The organism is Robertmurraya sp., from assembly GCF_036676585.1.
GTDB lineage: Bacteria > Bacillota > Bacilli > Bacillales > Cytobacillaceae > Robertmurraya_A.
Map to the genome: position 1 here is coordinate 58,550 of NZ_JAKFCQ010000189.1, position 21,070 is coordinate 79,619.

Below are 21,070 nucleotides of genomic sequence, written 5' to 3' on the forward strand. Positions count from 1 at the left end.
CTCCTTGACTAAAATTCATCAACTAATCTACGTAAAAGCTTGGTATGCTCTGGGATATGACTGGCTCGACAAATATCGGAAATGATCGCTAGGCCATTTGCTCCTGCTTTCATAACGGTTTCTCCGTTGGTAGAATTAATTCCACCAATTGCAACTAGAGGCAGAGAGATTCCTGTGTTACAAAATTTAGTAAAAATATCCAAGTTTTGTTGCTTTTCGGTATCCTCTTTTGAAATCGTAGGATATATCGGTCCAATTCCTAAGTAATCAGCTCCGTCTCGAACAGCTTGAAGTCCCTCTTCAACCGTATGAGTGGATACACCAAGAATTTTGTTAGGACCGATTGTCTCCCTTATATATTTTGCATTTTCATCGTCCTGGCCAACATGAACTCCATCAGCATCAAGAGCAATAGCGAGTGGTAAATCATCATTGACGATAAATGGGATCCTATGTTTCCCACAGAGTTCTCGTAGTTTTTTTCCAAGCTCGTACTTTTCTATTTCTCCAAGAGACCTGGTCCCTTTTTCTCGATATTGAAAACACGTTATTCCACCTTCAATCGCTAAAGCTAACGTTTCTTCAGGTGTTCGATCCATGCAATCTTGACTGCCCATAATAAAGTACAGTTTTAGAAATTCCATTTCCCTATGCTCCTCATATGGTTGTGACTTTTGAATACACTTTTGCGAGGTCTACCACATCAGAGGATGAAGTGAGCATAAGTTGATTAAGAAATTCCATCTGGAAAGTGCCTACATGATGGTCTCCTGTCGCTAAAACTGCACGCTCAGCAACTGCTCCATAAAAGGCTGAGGCTCCTGCAGCCGCTAGTAAATGATTGCTTTCTACACTTACAAACGCTCCTACGACTGATGAAAATAAGCAACCAGTCCCAGTTACTTTTGTTAGAAGGGGATGCCCGTTTGAAATAATAATCGATTCTTCTCCATTAGAAACAACATCGTCTTTTCCGGTAACCACAACCGTCATATGTAATTTTTGAGCTGCAATACGAGCGAGATCTGCGATATTGCCTTCACCTGTGCCTGCATCAACTCCGCGTGTTTGCCATTCTTCTCCTATTACGTTGGCTACCTCGGCCGCATTTCCACGTAATATGCTAATGTTCACTTCAGATAGAAGTCTTTTAACGGTATTTGTGCGGTATGGTGTTGCACCAGCTCCAACAGGATCAAGCACGACCGGTACCCCTTTTTCATTAGCAGCTTTTCCGGCAATGATCATAGCTTCTACTTCAGGTTCCCTTAATGTACCGATATTGAGTACGAGTGAATTTGCGATGCTTACCATGTCAGCTACTTCTTCTTTGGCATAGGCCATAACTGGTGAAGCACCAAGAGCTAACAACCCATTTGCAACAAAATTGGTGACTACCACATTCGTCATATTATGAACTAACGGTGATTGCTCTCTTACTCTATCAATTAATGTTAAAAATTCCTGACTCATTTTCCCTACTCCTTTCGTATTAAAAAACTATTTCAAGACAAAAAAAGCCAGATTCTTATAGAACCTGGCATAGTTACGAAACAATTAACATTCATCTTCGCAGTAACTACTTCCCTCCGCTGGTATGAGCCAGATCAGGTTCCAAGAGTCGAAAACTGAATATTGTTTTCTCTCAGCCCGAACATACGGGCCCCCCTAGTAGATTTCATATGAAACTATAATTCAATCATAGTGGAAGGTTTTTCATAAAGCAACTATAAATTATTTAAAAAGTAAAAAAGTTCCCCCTGCACCAACAGGAGGAATCCTATTAAATCGTAAATTTCCTTAAAACTTCTTTTAAGTTAATCGCCATATCATTTACTGTCTGAACGGATGAAGCGATTTCCTCCATCGTTGCCAATTGCTCTTCAGCTGATGCAGCAACTGCACGTGAGGAGGTGGAATTAACCTTTGCAATTTCTGTTAGCACTTCAATATTGGCAGTTACATATTTGGAGCTTTCCGTCATTTTTTGTACATATTGATGAATAGACTGAATCGTCTTACGTATGTCTGTGATAGAATCAGTAATTTGTATAAAAGATCTTCCCGCCTCATTTACAGCAATAGACCCATTTTCTACCTCAAGTGTGCTCTTTTCCATCGACTTTACGGCTTGATTAGTGCCGGTTTGGATTTTTAATATAAGATCAATAATCTCGTTGGAAGAGCTCTTAGATTGAACGGCAAGTTTACGCACCTCATCAGCAACAACGGCAAAGCCTTTCCCATGCTCACCCGCTCGTGCTGCTTCAATTGCTGCATTTAAAGCGAGTAAATTCGTTTGATCTGCAATACTTGTGATCACTTTCGTTATTTGACTAATCTCTTTTGATTGACTACCAAGGTTATCAATCACTCCTGCCACTTCTAAAACTGAGTCATATATATGCGACATTTGCTTAATCGCATGTTGTACGACCTTATTTCCGTTTTTAGACACTCCGTCTACCATATTGGCTGAAGCTTCGAGTTCTTCTGAAGAAAGGGTTAGTGTTTCTTGAATGGTAGCCAATGTTTTCATCGTATGTATGGTTTCATTTACACTTTCTAATTGTTTATGAGAGGAGGCGGCAACCTCTTGAATGGAATAAGTGATACTTTCTGTCCCTTGTGCTGTTTCCTCTGAACTTGCGGTTAAATCCTCGGCAGACGCAGATACCTGTGTGGTTGTTTCATATGCTTGGGAAATTAATGCTCGCAGCTCTTTTACCATCCGGTTGAAAGTAATGGTTAGCTCACCAATCTCATCGGTTGATGTGACCTTCATATCTGCTTGACTAAAATCACCTTCTGCAACCACTTTAATTCTATCCGATAAACGACGGATTGGACCGTGAATGGAATTCATTAATACAAAGGCAACTAATACGGAAATACAAATAACTATTATTGTAAGGATCATGGTCCAAATTTGAACTTGACTTCCGTTAGAAATGATTTCTTCTCCCAGCTGTTCTACGCTTTTATTTTTTTCGTCAGCTAAAGCTTTTAATTTTGACATCGTTTGTTCTGCTTTAAACTTTTCAGATCCAACATTAAGTAATGCTTGACGCTTTTCTCCGCTATCAAACACATCAAAAGCATCCTTCATCATAATCTCATTCCATTTGCCACTATCGGAAATGACCTTTTTTACTGTGTTTTCATCTTTGTTCCCCGTAACGTTAGTCAATAACTTTTCTTCTAACTGTTTACTAAGCTGTACATTGCTCTCAAAGCTTTCCTTTGCCTGGGGTGAACCTTCAAGCATGTACTCATTTACGAGCCTTAATCGCTCAGCCATAAAAAATCGTAAATCTTGTAAATGATTTAATTGCTGTGACTCTTCTAGAATAAGTGATTTTGCTAATTCATTTGCCTTTTGGGTATTGATCATGGAGTATATAGCTAGTCCACTAGAAACTAATAACACTAGCCCGAAGCTAAGCATGATTTTTTTGCGAATACTTTGTGGTTGAATTCGATTTTTTAATATCGGAAAATACTTCATACTGCCAATTTGTTGTTTTAACCATATTCCTAAAGACTTCAATCCCTACACATCCTTCACCCGTTGTCCCATTCATTATGGCAAAGGAATATTAAGCAATTGTAAAGGAACTGTAAGTATTGTATAAATAATACAACTTTATACCTAATTCTTAAGAACTATCAAAAAAATAAAAAACCTAGGAAATGATGGTATTTCCTAGGCAAGCGCAGGTTATGACATTTCTCTGCAAAATTCCTTATCCTACTAATCGATTAGTAAGTTTTTTGACGTAAAGAGATAAAAAGACGCTTCGGGATAGACTAAATAAGATAAACGCCAGCCATACTCCGTGGTTTCCAAAGACGGGTACAAGAAATACAATGGCTGCTAAAAACACAAGTAAAGCGATGAAAATAGAATTTCTCACCGATTTCGCGTCCGTTGCACCAGAAAAAATGCCTTCTAGTTGTAATCCCCAAAATCCGACAAGTGGAAATAGAAACATCCAAAATAAGAATCCATGAGTGGTATTTTTAACTTCATGAATCGTCGTGAATAATGACACGATAAAGTCTCCAAACAGGAAGGTCAAAAGGGATAAAAGAATAGCTGTGGCAAATCCCCAGGTTGCTGAAAGGGATAAAGCTCGAAAATATAGAGAGCTATTCTTACCTCCAAACGCTCTTCCCACTAAAATGCTTGAGGCATTAGCGAATCCTCCAAAAAGATATGCCATTACATACTGAACTTGTAAAAGGATCGCATTTGCAGCTAATGTGAGCTCACCCATACTTGCTCCTTTTGAGGTGAAAATTCCAGTCATCGTGACTAAACATAATGTTCGGAGAAAATGGTCGCGATTCACAAGAAACATTTGAACTAAGGTGTCCTTCTTTATTAACGCAGCATACGAAGGGATAAAGAAACGACTTTTATTTGTATGATAAATAATGAACATTCCAACTAAAACGGAGGATACTTCAGCGATTAAAGTAGCATAGGCGACGCCTGCAACCCCCATATGTAAGCCCAGAACAAAGACAATATCAAGCACGATGTTTAATAGGTTCATACCAATTTGAAGGAATAAGGACATTTTTACTTTTCCTAAGCCGACTAGCCAACCAATGGTTACATAGCTTAGTAGAATAAACGGAGCTCCCCAGATACGAATGAGAAAGTAAGTTTCAGCCAGGGCATTTGTTGATGCATTCCCTCCCATAAGGAGAAGGGATAAATGGATGATTGGCTTTTGAAAAAGGATAAAAATCAAACCCATTAGAATAGCAATAATCATCGGGCGGTAAAGCGCAAGCATAATTCCTTCTTCATTTTTTGCTCCATCAGCTTGTGACGTGAAGCCACTTGTCGTCACACGTAAAAAGCCGAGCAGCCAGTACATCGTATTAAAAATAACGGCAGCAATCGCGACTCCACCTAACGCCGTAGGGTCTTGTATTCTTCCAACAACGGCCGTATCTACCACCCCAAGTAATGGAGTAGAGACTCCAGATAAAATTAAAGGAAAAGCTAGTATAAAGTATTCGCGATGAGTACATGTATGTGAATAACGGTGAACCATTTGTCTAACGGAAGCTAAGTTCATTTTCCTCCCCTTTCTTGATAAAAAAGCAACTAGTATAGCAAAATGCTAGGAATACCTTATCATATTGCTAGCAAGATGATAAGGTATCCTAGTCCCTATAGTTGAATAGAATTCATATACAATTCCTGTATATGATCCGTGGACGTTCCCAGCCAATGATAATAGACTATAATGTGCTAAACTTAAAGTGTCAATATTTAATCGTAATTTTTACGATTAAAAAGATAGTTTTTAATAAAAATGTAAGTTTTACATTTTTGGTCAGCCTATTTTTGTACAAAAATAATACCATTTGACGAAACAAGGACCAACTATCATCAGTTGGTCCTTGTACTTATGATTTATTTAAACACGTCTGTCTCGTTCAAGTATCCATCCTTAATTACGGTATCACGCACGTTTTCTTTTGTGATGGCAATTGGATTTAAGAAGACAGCTGGTACATCGATTTTTCCATTGTTAATTTGCTTGTCGGTCTTTACTTCTTCACCCTTTGCTACCATCATCGCCATTTCGGCAGATTTAATCGCTAATAGGTTGATCGGTTTATATACGGTCATCGTTTGTAGGCCTTGAACGACACGTCGAACTCCTTCAAGTTCGGCGTCCTGACCAGAAACCGGAACGGTGCCAGCTAAACCAACGGCAGCTAATGATTCGATTACTCCACCAGCCGTTCCATCATTGGCGGCAATAACCGCGTTAATGGCATTTCCATTTTTACTCAGGGCCGTTTTCATATTTTCCTTTGCAATGTCTGGGTTCCAATCATCTGTATACTGATCATGAACGAGCTTCACAGTTCCGTTATCGATCAAAGGCTGTAATACATTCATAGCCCCTTGTCGGAAAAGAATCGCATTGTTGTCAGATTCTGCTCCACCGATATAAGCGAAATTTCCGCTAGGTACTTTCTTTAAAATTTCCGTAGCTTGAATTTCCCCTACTTTTTCATTATCAAAGGAAATATAGTAATCTACTTCGGCATTTTTTATCAACCGGTCGTAGGAAACCACCTTTACACCTGCTTCATGGGCAATTTCTACGATTTCAGCTGAAATTACCGCATCATGAGGAACAACGACTAATACGTCAACTCCCTCTTCAATTAATAGTTTGGCTTGTTTAATTTGGACTTCATCCAAACCGTTAGCTGCTAGTGTTTTTACTTGACCACCCAGCTTTTTAATTTCTTCTTCAAACAGTGCTTTATCTTTGTACCATCTTTCGTCTTTTAACGTATCTAATAAGAAACCAACATAAGGTTTCGACTCATCGGTGATTAATTTTGAGTCGTTATTGCTTGATGCTTTCTCTGCTGAAGAACAACCTGCTGTAACGATCATTACGATTATTAGAAATAAACTTGTTAGTGACATCTTTGTAAAATACTTCATATGCTTCCTCCTTCCTAATGAGCCATTATAGTTCGAATTTTTTGATCAAGTTGTTCATTCTTTCTACCATGCTTGTTAGCATTTTGGCACTTACAGAAATATTGTCGAGCGATTGGTTTTGCTGTAGGACAGCTGCTGAAATCTCTTCCGAACCAGCTGCGGTTTCCTCTGATACGGCAGCAATATGCTCGATATTTTCACTCATGGATTGACTTGATTGTTGAACTTTATTTAAGCCTTCTGAAATGGTTTTTATGCCAATGGACATATGTTCTACTTTTTCTTTAATGTCGGCAAATTGTTGACCAGTTAGTTCAATTTGTACGGTTCCTTTATTCACTTCACCGTACCCTTCGTTCAAATTATCTGCAATTTTTGATGTTTCTTCTTTAATGCTGAAAACAATGGATGCAATACCTTCGACAGAACGCGAAACCTCTTCGGCTAATTTTCTTACTTCCGTTGCTACAACAGCAAAGCTTTTTCCTGCTTCTCCAGCTCTAGCCGCTTCAATGGATGCATTCAACGCAAGCAAGTTCGTTTGATCGGCAATGGACTTGATCACATGGACGATCTCTGTGATCGATTGTGTCTTGCTTTCTAAATTCTTCACTTGGTGAACAGATTCACTTACCACATGATTAATTTTCTTCATTTGTTGTAGTGATTCTTTCATTTGATTGTCCCCACGAACGGCCACATCTAACACTTGACCGGAGAATTCTACTAATCTTTCACCTTGAGAGTTAGAATGAATGATTTCATCATTGAATTCCTTTGTTTTTGACGCAATATTAGCTGCATTATCCGCTTGTGTGCTTGCTCCCTTAGCCATTTCTTCAATGGTGATAGAAACTTGTTCACTTCCTAGCTTTACTTCCTCTGATGACTCAAACAATGTGACACTTTGCTTGTCCACTTCCAATGATAAAGTCGAGATTTCAGAAATCATTCCTCGTAAGCTTGTTGCCATCTCATTAATAGAGTGAGAGAGCTGTCCAATTTCATCAGTCCCGCGGTAGGTTAATTCCTCATTGTTCAGTCTTCCGCTAGCAATCTCATTACTTTGAACGACGATTTCTTCCAGATTTCTTTTGATTTTACGACTAAGGATAAAAATCATGATAAATGAAAGAACGATTGATCCGAGTGATGAAATGATAAGAATCAGATATAGTCTCTCTAGTTGATTTTGTGCTGCGGCTAAATCAGCTTCACTTATTTTTGTTGCCGTATCTTTTAACTCATAGCCCAATTTAATGGTTTCATTTTTTAATTCTCTTGCTTCCCTTTCTAATGTCGTAAACTCTTCTGTATTAATTTGTTGTACTTTTGGAACGATCGTACTAAAAAAATACTCGTCGAGTTTATGATTGTTTTCAATGAGCTGATTAAACGTTTCCAATTGATTGGTAGTTAGATTTTGCTTTAGTTTTTTTGCAATGCTGACAAACTCTTGACTATGATCCAAATACACATTCAACTTTGTTTCATCAGACAACAGAATGTACTCCGGAACTAGTAAGTACTTTTCATGGTAAAGGGTTACTAAGTTTCCAGCATCTACAGCTACTTGATTTCTCGTCACTGTATCTTCCATTTTTTCGCTCGTATCTTTAATGAAAATTCCTGTTACTACAACAGAAATTAAAAAAGCAATGGTCATAAAAGAGAAGATTACCATGTACTTCCCACCAATTTTGATGTTTGACCATTTTACCCTTTTTAACATACTACTCCCCCTACTCGGTGATTGGTTTTAACAATCGACAAAATTCTTCATTCTTTTTATCGGCGTAGGAGTATAGTTTGTTAAGTTATCTTACAAATAATTATTTATTATATAAGAATAAGGAACTATAAAGAGCCTGTTTCCATCATATTTATATATGATAGAAACAGGCTTATTCTTTTAATATCCTTTATCAAAATCCACTGAATTCGATAAAGGTTGGTTTGATTCTATGGCGTGTAAGGTTTGAGAAAAGCATAGGATCGCTTCATTCAGTTCGGTTACGGCAGAGATATGTGGAGTAATGGTCACGTCTTTCCTTAACCAAAGAGTCGAATCTTTTGGTAGTGGTTCTCTCTCCACTACATCTAGAATCGCCGTATGTATGTTACCTGAATCGAGTGCATTGATGAGCGCTTTTTCATCAACCGTTGCGCCTCTGCCGACGTTGATAAAACCTACTGACTTCATTTGAGAAAATAGTTCTTCATTGAATAACTGTTTTGTGTGTTGAGTCAGCGGGAGCGTACTGATGATCCAGTCAGCTTCTCCTATAATGGAAGAAACGGAGTTTATCGGAATAATTTTATGAAAATATTCCTTTTGTTTCCCGCTTTCGGAGACACCAATAACGGTGGAACCAAAATGGATAAACGTCTTGGCTACTTCTTGGCCTATGGCCCCAGTTCCAAAAATAACGATCGTAACATCCTTCAACAACTTCGGTGTTTTTTGAATCCACTTTTTTTGTTGCTGCTGTTTCTGAAATTGCCTATGATATTGTAGGTTTGTTAATAAATAACTTAAACAATATTCACTTATTCGTTCACCGAAGGAACAAATGGTACGGGTAAGAAGAACGTGATTTTCTTTCCACCCTTCTATGTCTAAAAAATTATTCACACCTGCATTAAAGGAATGAACCCATTTTACTTTCGATAGTTGAAAATTTGCGCATGGTTTGAATCCCACATAGGCATCTGCCCAGTCTAAGTCATGATCTGTGATCGCCTCTACAGGTAGAAAGCGAAATTCCTTTTGTTCCATGTTTGGAAAATATGTCTCAAATTCCTCCTGATACTCCCCTGCTATAAGAATGTTATGTATATTCATACAAACCTCCGATGGTCTATTTATTTGTATTGTACTATAGCTTGATAAATAGCAGTAGCTGTTTGGCATTTCCCGTTCTTCTCTTTCATACAGTGTAGAACGGGGTGATTACTATGAAGAGATGGCTAAAAATCGTGATACTCGTTTATTTATCCCTTTTATTTTTCGGAAGTTTTATCGCGGTAGGTATGCTATGGACGGGAAGCATTGAAAAGTGGATTCCGGAGGTTTCTAAAATAGAGATCTTCCTTTATTATTTCTTTGCAGGCTCAATTGGTAGTTCACTTCGTCATCTATATATGTTTTGCTCTCATTATATGAAGGGTGAATTAACGGATTATCGAAAGTGGATTATGTATATATTTTATCCGATATTTGCTACGGGAACTGCCGTTGTTGCGGTTACCCTCATACAAAGTGGGATATTATTAATTCAATTTATTGAGTATGAAGATACGCCATATGCGCAAATCAGCATCGCTTTTTTTGTCGGTTTTGGTTTTAATCGGTTTTTAAATAAACTAAATGCTGTATCCACGAAGTTGTTTCAACCGGAACAAGAGACGGATAAACCATCCAATTAAGGCTCATGGAACTTTCCATGAGTCTTTTAAAATTTACTTCGTTATCTTACCAATTTTTGCTTATAATATGGGAAACACCTAAATTAATGTGAAGGGAATTTTGTAGATGAAAAAATGGGCATTTGTATCTGATTTTGATGGTACTATTTCGAAAAAAGACTTTTACTGGATGGTGATTGATAAATACTTTTCAGAAGGAAAAGAGCTTTTTAACGACTGGAAGGCTGAGAAGATCAAAGATATTGATTTTCTTGCTACCGTCTTTCGAGCGATTCACCAAGAAGAAGCACATATTATTGAAGATATACATACGATTCCAATTGACGAGTATGTCCCTCATTTTATTAAGCATGTTCAAGAAAATGGTGGAGATTTTTATATACTAAGCGCAGGTACGGATTATTATATTCATCATATTCTCAAGAAATACGACATAAAAGACGTGACTGTGTTTTCGAATGAAGGATTTTTTCATGAAAAAAATATTCATATGAAAATTGATAGTAACGATTGGAAATACTCTGAGCGATATGGAATTGATAAATCGAAAGTGATTCAAAAATTAAAGGAAGAATACGAGCTGGTGTATTTTGCTGGTGACAGTGAGCCTGATTCGCATCCGGCTGTGTTTGCTGATCTCACCTTTGCCAAGGATGCCCTTCAAGATATGCTTAAGGAAAAGGGTGTCCCCTACATCGCTGTTGAGGAATTCACAGAAATTGAAGAATACCTAATTAATAAAGGGCTGATTTCACGATAATGCGACAAGGTACAAATATTTCGATTCCTTCTTTATTGGAGATTAATAGTGGGGTTATTCATCAATTAGAAGCGTACTTAATCAAGCATGGCTTTCGTGATGCAATGATCTTTTTTGATGAATATACTAATGAAGCTTTTGCTGAAACCATCCAATCCTCCTTTTCAAGGATTTCCCTTGATACAAAGGTATTGTCATCTGGATTGGATATTAATGATTTGATTCAAGTAGCCTTTTCGCTAAAGAACTATGATGTGGTCCTTGGTATGGGCGGTGGTGCTCTAGTCGATTATGGAAAATATATTGCGTTTGTTAGAAAGTTTCCGTTTATTAGCATTCCTACATCTGCGTCAAATGATGGATTTGCAAGCTCCAACTGTTCGATTGTGGTAAATTGCAAAAAGACGACGGTTCCAGCGCAAATTCCTTATGGAATCGTTGTGGATCTTGATATCATACAGACTGCCCCTTCAAAAATGATTCTAGCAGGAATAGGTGATTTACTATCAAATATCACCGCACTATATGATTGGGATTTTGAAGAGAAACATGGAGTTGGTTATGTTAATGCATTTGCGGCGATGCTAAGTAAAAAAGCGGTGAATAGTTTTATCCGAACACCTATGAGTGATATAAAGAATCCGATTTTTTTAAAAGAATTGGTTAGTTCAATGACGATGGGTGGAATTTCGACCGACATAAGTGGAAATAGTGCACCCATTAGTGGTTCTGAGCATCTGATCTCACATGCATTAGATAAAATATCAGTTACCCCGCAAATGCATGGTGTACAAGTAGGGATTGCAACGTATATCGTAGCAAAAGTTCAGAATCACAGATACGAACGTGTGAGAAAGGTATTTGATCGGACGGGCTTTTTTGAATATGTTCAAACACTATCACTACATAAAGAAGAATATCGACAAGCCATTGATTTGGCACCTTCCATGAAGCCGAACCGGTATACATTTTTACACGAAGAAAAGTATCGTGAAAAAGCCAAACAGTTGCTCGATGAGGATGACATTTTGCAGGGATTATTTAAACAATAAAGTGGATGCTATCCAGCGCCCACTTTATTGTTCTTCTCTTTTAAAAATGATATAGTCCGAGCTAACGGGTTCTTCGTCATTTTGCCGAAGAAGGAGATTGATTTGCCCTCGATGATACTGCCCGTGTAGAGCTATATGGACAAGGATATCTCTGATCGAGTTATGAAACTCCTCTCCCGTGCTATTTTTATAAATAACTATTTGCTCGATTTCTTGTTCTGTTACTCTCGATAAATAAGTCCGATAATCATGATGGTTCTTGTGAAGAAGTTCATCACAACTTTTCAATGAGAGGTCTGTCCAAATAGGGAGATGAGCACTGCTCTTCCCCACCAGCCTTGTGATCCATACCCGTTCAGCTAATAAAGTGTGAGCGAATAATTTTTCTGCTTGTTTATTGGGTTCACTAAGTGAAAGTAATGTGTTGTTGATACGTACATTTGCCCAATGTAAATGATCAAACATACTTTGAATGGATTCCATTCTTACTCCTCCTCCTAAAAGTGTCCCGCCCTATTCGTAGTGAAAATAGGGCGGGAGCAACTTTACTCTTCTTGTATCGCCTTCCAAAATTCTTTTGCCACGGCCTTATATCCTTCTATACTTAAGTGGATGTCGTTAGGGTTAGGCACATATGCCGTTTCATATTTTTTAATCACTTTTGCGGTAGGCACAAACTCATCTCCGTTGGCAGAAGCTACTTTTTCAATGGTCTGATTCAGCGCATCTAATAATGGAAGTAAGACAGCCTGCTCTTGCTTTGGTAAATGAGGGAATGGATTGTAGTAGCCCATGACATAGACCTTTATTCTAGGATTGATTTTTTCGATTTCACTTAAAATGAGGTATAAATTTTGGGCAATGGTGTTTAGGACAGCTGGTGCTGTGGAAGGATTTTGCTGTATCGTTTTTAAATTGGCTAACAAATCATTCGCTCCAATATCAATGGTAATAAGTTCAGCGTTTTTAATGGATTCCCTTAGTGGACCGTATTTGGAATTGGTAGGATTGAGAAGCTCACTTACGATATTGGTAGTCCTGTATCCAGGGACACCATAGTTATTTAAAGTGATTTCGTACTGTGATTGCTCATAACGATCAACTAGAAAATCTGCGTACCCTTTATCGAGTTCACGATAAGGTGTTGCCCCAGCGGCTAACGAATCACCTAGAGCCACATAGTCGAGTTGTTTGTTGTCTTTCGCAAGCGTTGTCATTGGTAGTGATGCAAACATTGCTCCGATTAACATGGTACGTAAAATTTTACTCTTCATTTTCATAACCCTACTCCCCCTTTTCTTATTCTTTATACTAATTCGTGATTAAGAACGAAATTCCTATTGGTACTATAAATATTTAGGATAGTATGGTATATAAAAGAGTGATAAAATTAAGTGTTTCGTTAGGGTTTAGTCGGGTATTTTTTGATATTCTTTGTTTTTTCATAGTAATTGAGAAAGTTATTTTGTAGTTCTCTAAAATATACTAGGGATTATACTAGTATTTTTGCGATTCTCAGATTTTATTTGCGTTCATAATATTATATTTGCTATTCCGAAGATTTATTTGCATTACACCTGATTTACTTGCGATTCTTATTGGACCACGAAAACCAAAAAATCCAACTCACCCTACAACCAGTGAGTTGGATTTTATATTTACTTACTCAATTCTGCCACTTGCTCTGCGGTTAATGATCCTTCATATACATGTAACTCATCGATTAACCCTTTATATGGTGTGTCCCACCAGTTTACACCCAGGCCAAAGGTTCCGTTTGTTGTTGTAAATACATTCGGGAAACCGTCTTTGTTAAATTTCTCTTCTCCATTCACGTATACCGAGATTTGACCTTCGTTGACTGTAAATGCGAGATGCGTCCACTCTCCAGCTGGAATTGTCATCCCCGTAACGGCATCGTACCATGTTGTACCAGACCAGATCATCGTTTGATTTCCAACTGGTCCCATTGGAACAAGACTCACCCAGTTGTTTGCATCTCTTGCCCCAAAGAATGTGGTAGTAAATGCTGTAAGCTGTTCAGGCTTTAACCAAAGTGCGACAGAATAGGAGTTGCTTGAAATCAAGCCATTTGGTAGTCGTACTCCTGAATCCCCGTTAAAAACAGCCGCATTTCCACTTTTTCCTTCTGTGTAGCTGATGTATCCAGTCGTATTATCAATGCGATTTCCAGTAACCGTTCCTGCGGTTAAATTACCTAATGAATCTGTTAAATCTCCGTTAAAGGAATAGTGTGCAATTTCCCCACTTGCCTTTGCTGGCAGAACAGAAATGGTAAAGACTTTTGTTGTTGTTTCGCTTCCTTTTTGAATCGTTGCTGTTAATGTCGCTTCGGCAGGGTCAGAACCAGCTGCAGGACGTGTAATGATCCCTGTGTCTGTTACTACATCTGCATTTGAAGATGACCAGCTGATTACTGCATCACGTGTACCTTCCGTTGGTAGCTCGAGATTATTAATCACAGCTGTAGTATCACCAATATTCAAATCTGCTTCAACGTCTGCGACGATTTCTTTATCTGTCTTAGTTGGAACCTTGCTTCCCCAAACCGCTATTCCTTCTTGTGATAATGTACTAAAGGTCATCACATATGTTTCTGAGGTTGGGTCCCACTGACGTAAAAATACCCCTTTAAACGTTCTGCCATCAATAATCAACTCGGCTGAGTTATGGTCCGTCTTCTTCCACGTTCCTGTCACATCACCAGTGATTTTATTGTTTTTCGCTAGAGTAATATCAACGGTTTTCTTAATTTCTGCCGAAATGTCTTTTCCGTGGTTGATCATTTTGTAGTCGCCAATGATATCTTCTCGGTATACTTTTTCTAATTCCTCACCAGCATAGCGATAAGGTGCTACCACTGGCCAACCATCTTTATTCATAAACATTTGATGAACACGGATTTCATGCATTTCGCCTGTTTGCGGGAAACGAGTATGGAAAATTAGGAAGTGTTCACCTGTTTCTGGATCATAGTAGGCTGAGTTATGGCCTGGAGATATATAGCCAGTACCGATTCCTGTCCCTTCGTCACCGATCTTTCGATCAAAAAGGTGATTCCCCATGACTTTTACCCCATATGGCTCAATAGACTTGTCATCGAATATAGGAAGGCTAGGGTCTGCCTTAACGTTAATCATGTCATTGCCTTGTGCATCATAGTATGGACCATCTGGATTCTCGGAGCGAACGACACGCATATTATAGCCGCCAACTGCATCAAGACCTCCAAATGAAAGATACATATAATAGTAGTCCGTTTCTGGGCTGTATAATACGTAAGCGCCTTCAATTCTACTATGATTTCCACCTAATAATTTCTTTCCATAGCCTTGGCCTGGCAATGGCTTCCCCGTTTCAGGATCCATTTCCATAATGAAAATACCGCCGGAATACGAACCGTACATCATCCAAAGCTTTCCGTCTTTATCAAAAAATACATCTGGATCAACCGCGTTTGGATGAATTCTTGCATCGTAAATCGTTCCATCCTCACTCGTTTGATTCCACATACCGGATTTTATAATGATTCCTAAATCTTTATAAGGTCCTTCTACACTGTCAGCTACCGCCACACCAAGTGCTGATCTTGGAGAATCCCCTTTACAAGCATTGTAATACATATAAAACTTTCCATCTTCTAGCTGAATCACATCAGCTGCCCATAAAGTATCTGATTGAGCCCAATCAAACGTCTCTTTTAATTCTTTAACCACATCTTCAAAAAGTGGATTGTTGCTGCTTACTCCATTTGCTACCTGTTCCCACTTCATAAGGTCATTCGATTTAGCGGCAGCTAAATGCGAGCCGAACACATAATACGTTTCGTCTACTTTAATGACGGATGGATCATGAACTGACGCATTTTCAAAGGTTGGAGCTTCCATTGTATCTTCTGTTGTATTTTTACTAGTTGCAAATGCCGAGATCGGAATAATTAATGAAATAGCGACGATACTCAAAAATAATTTTTGCAAAGTTCGTTTACTCATCTTTTCCTCTCGCTTTCCGATTTAAATTCTTGTTTCACAATAAATGTAAAAAATACCTCCTATTCATTTTTATATATGTACGTACAACCATATTTAGATTAAGCGCTTTCAACTTAACCTAAATACAGAGTACACTAAGTTCTACTAAACTATCAATGTGACTAAAGAACTATATTTGTACGGTCAAGTTAATCGTGTTGTGACAATACCAATAAATATATGTGCAATCAAGTTTGCAAAATACTATGAAACCTCTGTTGTGACCCCTCCTCTTGACATAAACAACCAATTGCTTTAATATACTTCAAGTTCAAGATACTTCTGTTTTCGAAGTATTATATATATCAAGCAGTAAAAAGGAGAATTTTTATGAATAGTCGAGTAACTGTCATGATTAGTATTGTACTGGCGATGCTAGTTGCATCCATTGATACAACAATCATGAACACCACCATGCCCGTCATTGCGGAGGAGCTTGGCCGTTTTGATTTGTATGCATGGTCTTTTGCTTCCTATATGATTGCAAGCACCATTTTATCCCCGGTGGCCGGAAGATTATCTGATTTGTTTGGAAGAAAGAAAGTGTTCGGCTTCGGAATTTTACTTTTCTTAGCTGGATCACTTCTATGTGGCGTGTCTGCGAATATGATTCAACTGGTTATTTTCCGAGCCGTACAAGGGATGGGTGCCGGATTTATGATGCCCTTTCCAGCCATTATCGCTGGCGACCTGTTCTCAGTAGAAAAACGCGGGAAAATCCAAGCGTTATTCACAGGAATGTGGGGGTTATCGGCTGTACTTGCTCCCCTATTAGGATCATTCTTTGTTGAAGTTTTAACATGGAGATGGATTTTCTATATTAACCTACCAATCTGTCTGATTTCGTTTGTCACTTTATTGGCTTATAAAGAGGAATACGAACCGAAGAAAGCAAAGGTCGATTATTTTGGTGCGGTGCTTTTCGGAGCTAGCATTACTAGTCTGCTTCTTGTTACAGTGGTTGAGCAAAATAGATGGATCTATTGCATTGTAGGAGTGTTATTGCTTGTGGGATTCTATTTCTTTGAGAAAAAACAAGCTTCACCCATTGTTCCGTTCTCTATGTTTAAAAACAAAATGATTTCGAGAATTAATTTTAATGGTTTTATCGGGAACCTTGCTCTCTTTGGAACAGCAAGTTATATCCCGTTGTTTTTACAAAATATCGCTGGTCTTTCCTTATTCCTCAGTGGTGTCGCTCTGCTCGGTTCGGCTATTGGCTGGATGATGGCAGCCGTACCTGCAGGAAAGTGGATTTTAAAATACGGGTACCGAAGATTGCTGATTATCGGCAATGTGTTCTTATTCGCATCTGGTCTTTTATTGCTTCTTCTAGATCCAAGTCATGGCTTTTGGTTTGTATTCTTTGTCATGCTTATTCAAGGTATCGCCTTTGGAATGCTCTCCACAGTTGGAGTGATTGGGGTTCAACAACTGGTGGGAGTCCATGAAAAAGGAGTATCAACAGCGTTTTTTATGCTCTGTCGAAACATGGGTACCGTTATTGGCGTAACGGTCATGGGATATTTGTTAACCACAGGTGCAACCGATATGGACGGAATTCATCATTTATTCCAGTTTGGATTTTTCGGTAGTATTTTAGCTCTATTAACTTCTTTCCTTATTCAAAAAAATACAGTAGAGCAATCAGCTCCAGCTGCTAAAATTGGGTAACATAAAAAGGACGCACAGGGGCGTCCTTTTTACTTGCTATGTGCGACTCTTCTCTTTGTAGATGTCTGAACTCCGGTTCCGTTCCAGTAGACAAAAGCAGTTGCTGCAAATAATAAAATCGCGGTAACAAGGAAAACTGATTGTATAGGAAATAGACCCCCAATTGCTCCACCAATCATCGGTCCAATCATACCCCCCAATTGGTTCGCAGTTTGGTTTAGTCCGAACGCTCTTCCGCGGAAATCCTCTTCCGTTGCCTTTACCACAAGACCGTTTAATGCTGGGAATACCGCACAGAAGAAGATTCCGAACAAGAAGCGTACGATAGAGAATCCCCAAATTTGTGTAAACGCGATTTGGGCAAGCATACCAATCCCCCCACCGAGAAGACCGATAAATAATACTTTATGGAATCCTACTTTATCTGCCCATTTACCCCATACCGGTGCGAACAAAGCACTAGCAATTCCAGGCAAGGAGAAGATGATTCCCGCTAATAGAGAAGTATTTTCATAGGATCCACCGATTTTCACCACATACAATGGAAGAACAGGCTCAAGGATCATGATGGAACAACTGGTTATAATGGTCAGTACAATGACCATCATTAGTGGACGGTTGGACATTGCTAACTTGATATCGTTCGTAACCGATCCTCTTTCCTTACTTGGAACAAAGTTTTCTTCTTTCACCCATAAGATAATAAGAATCGTGGCAAAGAAGACAATTATCCCACCTGTTGCGAACGCCCATCTGTTACCTACCCACTCTGCAATGGCACCACCAATTAATGGTCCAGCAATCATACCGGAGGCCGACGCAGTCGATATGAGTGATAACGCATATCCTACGTGCTTGGAGGGGGTATTGGTTCCGATAAGTGCGATGGCTCCAGGGATAAAGCCACTCAGTAATCCTTGTAAAATTCGAAGTACCAAAATTTGATAAGGGTTCGTAACAAAAGCCATTAAAGTGTAAATAAAGAACAGGACAATTCCGGCCCTTACAATCATTGGTTTTCTACCGTATTTATCGGCTATTCTTCCCCAAAATGGAGAGGCAATTGCCCCTGCAAAAAAGGCGGAGCTAAACAATAATCCTGACCACATTTCCGTATGGTCGTGTACACCAATTTGAATCAGAAAGATGGGTAAGAATGGAATGACCATTGAAAAACTAGCTGCTGTAAAAAAGACGCCAATCCAAAGTACCCACAAATTTCGTTTCCACGTTTCCATCCTTTACATCTCCAATTTTCATCATTCGCTAATACTTTGCAAGATTTATATCTTTATATGATAACATAAAATGGAATTATTTTCACTTACGAAATATTCGAAGTGTGAAATAAAAAAACATCCACCAATAAGGTGAATGCTTCTATTTTATCTTATACTCCGCGCTTATTACCCCATAAAAAGGCATGTAATTGTGGTAAAACTTTTACATCGTTTAGCTCAGGGTCAGCAACAGCACGATCTACTAGCCACTCGTATTTTTGTAAAAGCTTTTTCACAAGCTCGTCGTTGTTTGTATTGGTGAGGTCGTCATTCCCTACTTGCAAGTAAAAAGGAATTGTAGCGTATCTTTTATGAACCATTTTCGCATACTCTAAATCAAGATCATCAAAAATAACCACTTTTACACTCACTTGATTCGCAAACTCTCCTGTTTGCAAGTTGGCAAAAATGCTGTCCAACACTTCAAAATTCGTCTCCATGCCAGAGCTTGGCGGCTTAGGAGATAGAGTAAGTTCGTCAATTTGTAAAAACCAATCTTGCCAACGGCTCCCTTGTGTTTCAATCCCGATCTTGATGTGCTTTTCTTTTAGTAGGCCAATCAATCTCTCAAGATTTTTCAAAAGGGCTGGGTTTCCACCAGAGATTGTTACAAATGAAAAATTGTCTCCGCCGATTTCCTTAAGCTCGTGCCAAATTTCTTCTGCTTCCATCATGCGAATATCGTCTTTTGCACTTCCATCCCATGTGAAGGCAGAGTCGCACCAGCTGCACGAATAGTCACACCCAGCTGTGCGGACAAACATCGTTTTTTGCCCGATGACCATGCCTTCCCCTTGAATCGTAGGACCAAAAATTTCTAACACAGGAATCTTACTCATTCCTCCATCCACTCCCTTCTTGCTTCCGCGTAGCTTGTAGGAGTTTCATAGAGTTTAACAAATTCCACTCTTGCCCCATGATACAGATTTTGACGTTCTTCTGTTGAAACAGCTTCTTGCATTTTTTCATAAATCCAGACAACCATGTTTTCCGCCGTTGTGTTCATCGGTGGCAAGGTTTCGTTTAAATATCTATGATCAAGGAAAATTTCAATTTCATTTTTCCAAATGTCTTTAATGTCACCAAAGTCCATCATTAAGCCTCTATCATCAACAAAGCCGCTAATGCCAAAGATCACTTTATACGTATGGCCGTGAAGGTTTTTGCATTTTCCTTCATAACAATGTAGGTGGTGTGCAGCATCAAACGTAAATTCCTTACTCACAAGCACACGCTTTGTATGATATTTTAGTTCGTTTCGTTTGATGTCTTGATCAATTTTTTGAAGATTCTCTACGATGCGAAATCCGTACATGCGTTAAAACCTCCCGTTATAAAAATCATCAAGGCCTCTTTTACGTAACACACAAGCGGGGCATTCTCCACAGCCATCAGAGATGACGCCATTATAGCAAGTTAAAGTATTTTCACGAACATAATCTAGCTTGCCTAGCTCATCAGCTAGTGCCCATGTTTCGGCCTTGTTTAACCACATAAGAGGGGTATGGATAACAAATTGATCATCCATGGAAAGATTTAAGGTAACATTTAATGATTTAATAAAAATGTCACGGCAATCTGGATACCCGCTAAAATCTGTTTCGCAAACGCCTGTTACTAAATGCTTCGCACCTACCTGACGTGCTAAAACACCAGCAAAAGTAAGGAATAATAGGTTTCTTCCTGGAACAAAAGTTGATGGAAGCTCTCCTTCTTCTCCTTCTTTTACTTCAATATCTGAGCGAGTTAACGCATTCGGTGCTAATTGATTGAGTAATGACATATCTAAAATATGGTGTCTTACACCTAATTCATTGGCTATATTTTTTGCACATTGTATTTCTAAGCTATGACGTTGGTTATAGTCAAACGTTACCGCTTCAACTTCTTTAAAGTTTTTAAGCGCCCAAAATAAACAAGTCGTGCTATCCTGTCCACCGCTAAACACAACAATGGCTTTATCGTTTTTCAATTTGCATGCTCCTTTTTAACGGAAAAAACAGTACCACTAAGAAAGCAGTACTGTTTTCCTTAGTTTTTTAGAGAGGGTAGCTAGAACCTCTTTTTATTTATCCCTCGAGAATTATATCATATTTCGACAAAAGTGGTAGAAGATTTGTTCTTACTATCATACTTATTTATAAAATTATAAAATATGTAATCTATTTGCATAAATTTCATATATGTGTATAATATATTTTGTTATATATGGAAAATGTTTTCTAGGGTTCCGCAACAGCTTGTTGGTCTGGTCCGAGAGGAAACTCACAGTTTTTGCTGTGTCACGGAGGGATAAAAGCCCGGGAGGTAACTGATCTTTCAGTAGCTCT

At 38.6% G+C, this 21,070-nt stretch carries 18 protein-coding genes and 3 riboswitches; of the genes, 4 read left to right on the forward strand and 14 right to left on the reverse strand.

The genetic code is table 11. The annotated features are described in order from the left end of the window. Positions 1-8 precede the first annotated feature (8 nt). The 7 genes from thiE to ACGLXV_RS23785 all read right to left on the reverse strand — a co-directional run bounded on the left by thiE (position 9) and on the right by ACGLXV_RS23785 (position 9,338). Positions 9-644: a thiamine phosphate synthase gene (gene thiE / locus ACGLXV_RS23755; RefSeq protein WP_391560566.1), complete on the reverse strand. Its 636-nt coding sequence runs from the start codon at positions 642-644 to the stop codon at positions 9-11. A 13-nt stretch (positions 645-657) separates the two neighbouring features. Next, complete coding sequence (thiM, locus tag ACGLXV_RS23760; protein ID WP_391560567.1) at positions 658-1,473, reverse strand: hydroxyethylthiazole kinase; 816 nt, start codon at positions 1,471-1,473, stop codon at positions 658-660. A 94-nt stretch (positions 1,474-1,567) separates the two neighbouring features. Beyond that, positions 1,568-1,680, reverse strand: a riboswitch (TPP riboswitch). 103 nt (positions 1,681-1,783) lie between these two features. After that, positions 1,784-3,550 (reverse strand): methyl-accepting chemotaxis protein, encoded by a 1,767-nt coding sequence (locus tag ACGLXV_RS23765; protein WP_391560568.1) that lies wholly within the window; start codon positions 3,548-3,550, stop codon positions 1,784-1,786. Positions 3,551-3,746: 196 nt separating this feature from the next. Then, the gene (locus ACGLXV_RS23770; protein WP_391560569.1) at positions 3,747-5,096 is read right to left on the reverse strand and encodes an MATE family efflux transporter; all 1,350 of its coding nucleotides are present in this window, start codon (positions 5,094-5,096) and stop codon (positions 3,747-3,749) included. Positions 5,097-5,437: 341 nt separating this feature from the next. Then, complete coding sequence (locus tag ACGLXV_RS23775) at positions 5,438-6,493, reverse strand: sugar ABC transporter substrate-binding protein (protein ID WP_391560570.1); 1,056 nt, start codon at positions 6,491-6,493, stop codon at positions 5,438-5,440. 25 nt (positions 6,494-6,518) lie between these two features. Beyond that, the gene (locus tag ACGLXV_RS23780; protein ID WP_391560571.1) at positions 6,519-8,225 is read right to left on the reverse strand and encodes a methyl-accepting chemotaxis protein; all 1,707 of its coding nucleotides are present in this window, start codon (positions 8,223-8,225) and stop codon (positions 6,519-6,521) included. Positions 8,226-8,405: 180 nt separating this feature from the next. Next, positions 8,406-9,338: a D-2-hydroxyacid dehydrogenase gene (locus ACGLXV_RS23785; RefSeq protein WP_391560572.1), complete on the reverse strand. Its 933-nt coding sequence runs from the start codon at positions 9,336-9,338 to the stop codon at positions 8,406-8,408. 113 nt (positions 9,339-9,451) lie between these two features. On the opposite strand from ACGLXV_RS23785, the gene ACGLXV_RS23790 reads away from it, so the two are divergent. From ACGLXV_RS23790 to ACGLXV_RS23800, 3 genes are all read left to right on the forward strand, one after another. Beyond that, positions 9,452-9,922 carry a hypothetical protein gene (locus tag ACGLXV_RS23790; protein ID WP_391560573.1) on the forward strand — a complete coding sequence of 157 codons (471 nt, stop codon included), beginning with the start codon at positions 9,452-9,454 and terminating at the stop codon, positions 9,920-9,922. Positions 9,923-10,028: 106 nt separating this feature from the next. Continuing rightward, entirely contained in the window at positions 10,029-10,682 is a 654-nt protein-coding gene (locus ACGLXV_RS23795) for an MtnX-like HAD-IB family phosphatase (RefSeq protein WP_119708397.1), read from the forward strand. Then, a complete protein-coding gene (locus tag ACGLXV_RS23800) occupies positions 10,679-11,734 on the forward strand; it encodes an iron-containing alcohol dehydrogenase family protein (protein ID WP_391560598.1) in 1,056 nt (351 codons plus the stop codon). Before ACGLXV_RS23795 ends, ACGLXV_RS23800 begins: the two co-directional genes overlap by 4 nt. 24 nt (positions 11,735-11,758) lie before the next feature. Here ACGLXV_RS23800 and ACGLXV_RS23805 read toward each other — a convergent pair whose 3' ends face one another. The 3 genes from ACGLXV_RS23805 to abnB all read right to left on the reverse strand — a co-directional run bounded on the left by ACGLXV_RS23805 (position 11,759) and on the right by abnB (position 15,747). Next, positions 11,759-12,217: a DinB family protein gene (locus tag ACGLXV_RS23805; RefSeq protein ID WP_391560574.1), complete on the reverse strand. Its 459-nt coding sequence runs from the start codon at positions 12,215-12,217 to the stop codon at positions 11,759-11,761. 62 nt (positions 12,218-12,279) lie between these two features. Continuing rightward, positions 12,280-13,014 carry an SGNH/GDSL hydrolase family protein gene (locus ACGLXV_RS23810; protein WP_391560575.1) on the reverse strand — a complete coding sequence of 245 codons (735 nt, stop codon included), beginning with the start codon at positions 13,012-13,014 and terminating at the stop codon, positions 12,280-12,282. Between the two features lie 378 nt (positions 13,015-13,392). After that, positions 13,393-15,747, reverse strand: a complete 2,355-nt coding sequence (abnB, locus tag ACGLXV_RS23815) for an arabinan endo-1,5-alpha-L-arabinosidase AbnB (RefSeq protein ID WP_391560576.1) — start codon at positions 15,745-15,747, stop codon at positions 13,393-13,395. A 369-nt stretch (positions 15,748-16,116) separates the two neighbouring features. Here abnB and ACGLXV_RS23820 point away from each other — a divergent pair, with 369 nt between their 5' ends. Further along, on the forward strand, positions 16,117-17,460 hold the full coding sequence (locus ACGLXV_RS23820) for an MFS transporter (protein WP_391560577.1): 1,344 nt from the start codon (positions 16,117-16,119) through the stop codon (positions 17,458-17,460). Positions 17,461-17,489: 29 nt separating this feature from the next. Here the strand turns inward: ACGLXV_RS23820 and ACGLXV_RS23825 are convergent, their stop codons facing one another. From ACGLXV_RS23825 to queC, 4 genes are all read right to left on the reverse strand, one after another. Next, positions 17,490-18,698: an MFS transporter gene (locus tag ACGLXV_RS23825; RefSeq protein WP_391560578.1), complete on the reverse strand. Its 1,209-nt coding sequence runs from the start codon at positions 18,696-18,698 to the stop codon at positions 17,490-17,492. Positions 18,699-18,850: 152 nt separating this feature from the next. Beyond that, a complete protein-coding gene (queE, locus tag ACGLXV_RS23830; protein ID WP_391560579.1) occupies positions 18,851-19,579 on the reverse strand; it encodes a 7-carboxy-7-deazaguanine synthase QueE in 729 nt (242 codons plus the stop codon). Beyond that, positions 19,576-20,055 carry a 6-carboxytetrahydropterin synthase QueD gene (gene queD / locus ACGLXV_RS23835; protein ID WP_391560580.1) on the reverse strand — a complete coding sequence of 160 codons (480 nt, stop codon included), beginning with the start codon at positions 20,053-20,055 and terminating at the stop codon, positions 19,576-19,578. Before queD ends, queE begins: the two co-directional genes overlap by 4 nt. 3 nt (positions 20,056-20,058) lie before the next feature. After that, positions 20,059-20,712, reverse strand: a complete 654-nt coding sequence (gene queC / locus ACGLXV_RS23840) for a 7-cyano-7-deazaguanine synthase QueC (protein ID WP_160546090.1) — start codon at positions 20,710-20,712, stop codon at positions 20,059-20,061. Between the two features lie 53 nt (positions 20,713-20,765). Next, positions 20,766-20,808: riboswitch (PreQ1 riboswitch) on the reverse strand. Between the two features lie 143 nt (positions 20,809-20,951). Next, a riboswitch (guanidine-I (ykkC/yxkD leader) is annotated at positions 20,952-21,049 on the forward strand. Positions 21,050-21,070: the final 21 nt, after the last annotated feature.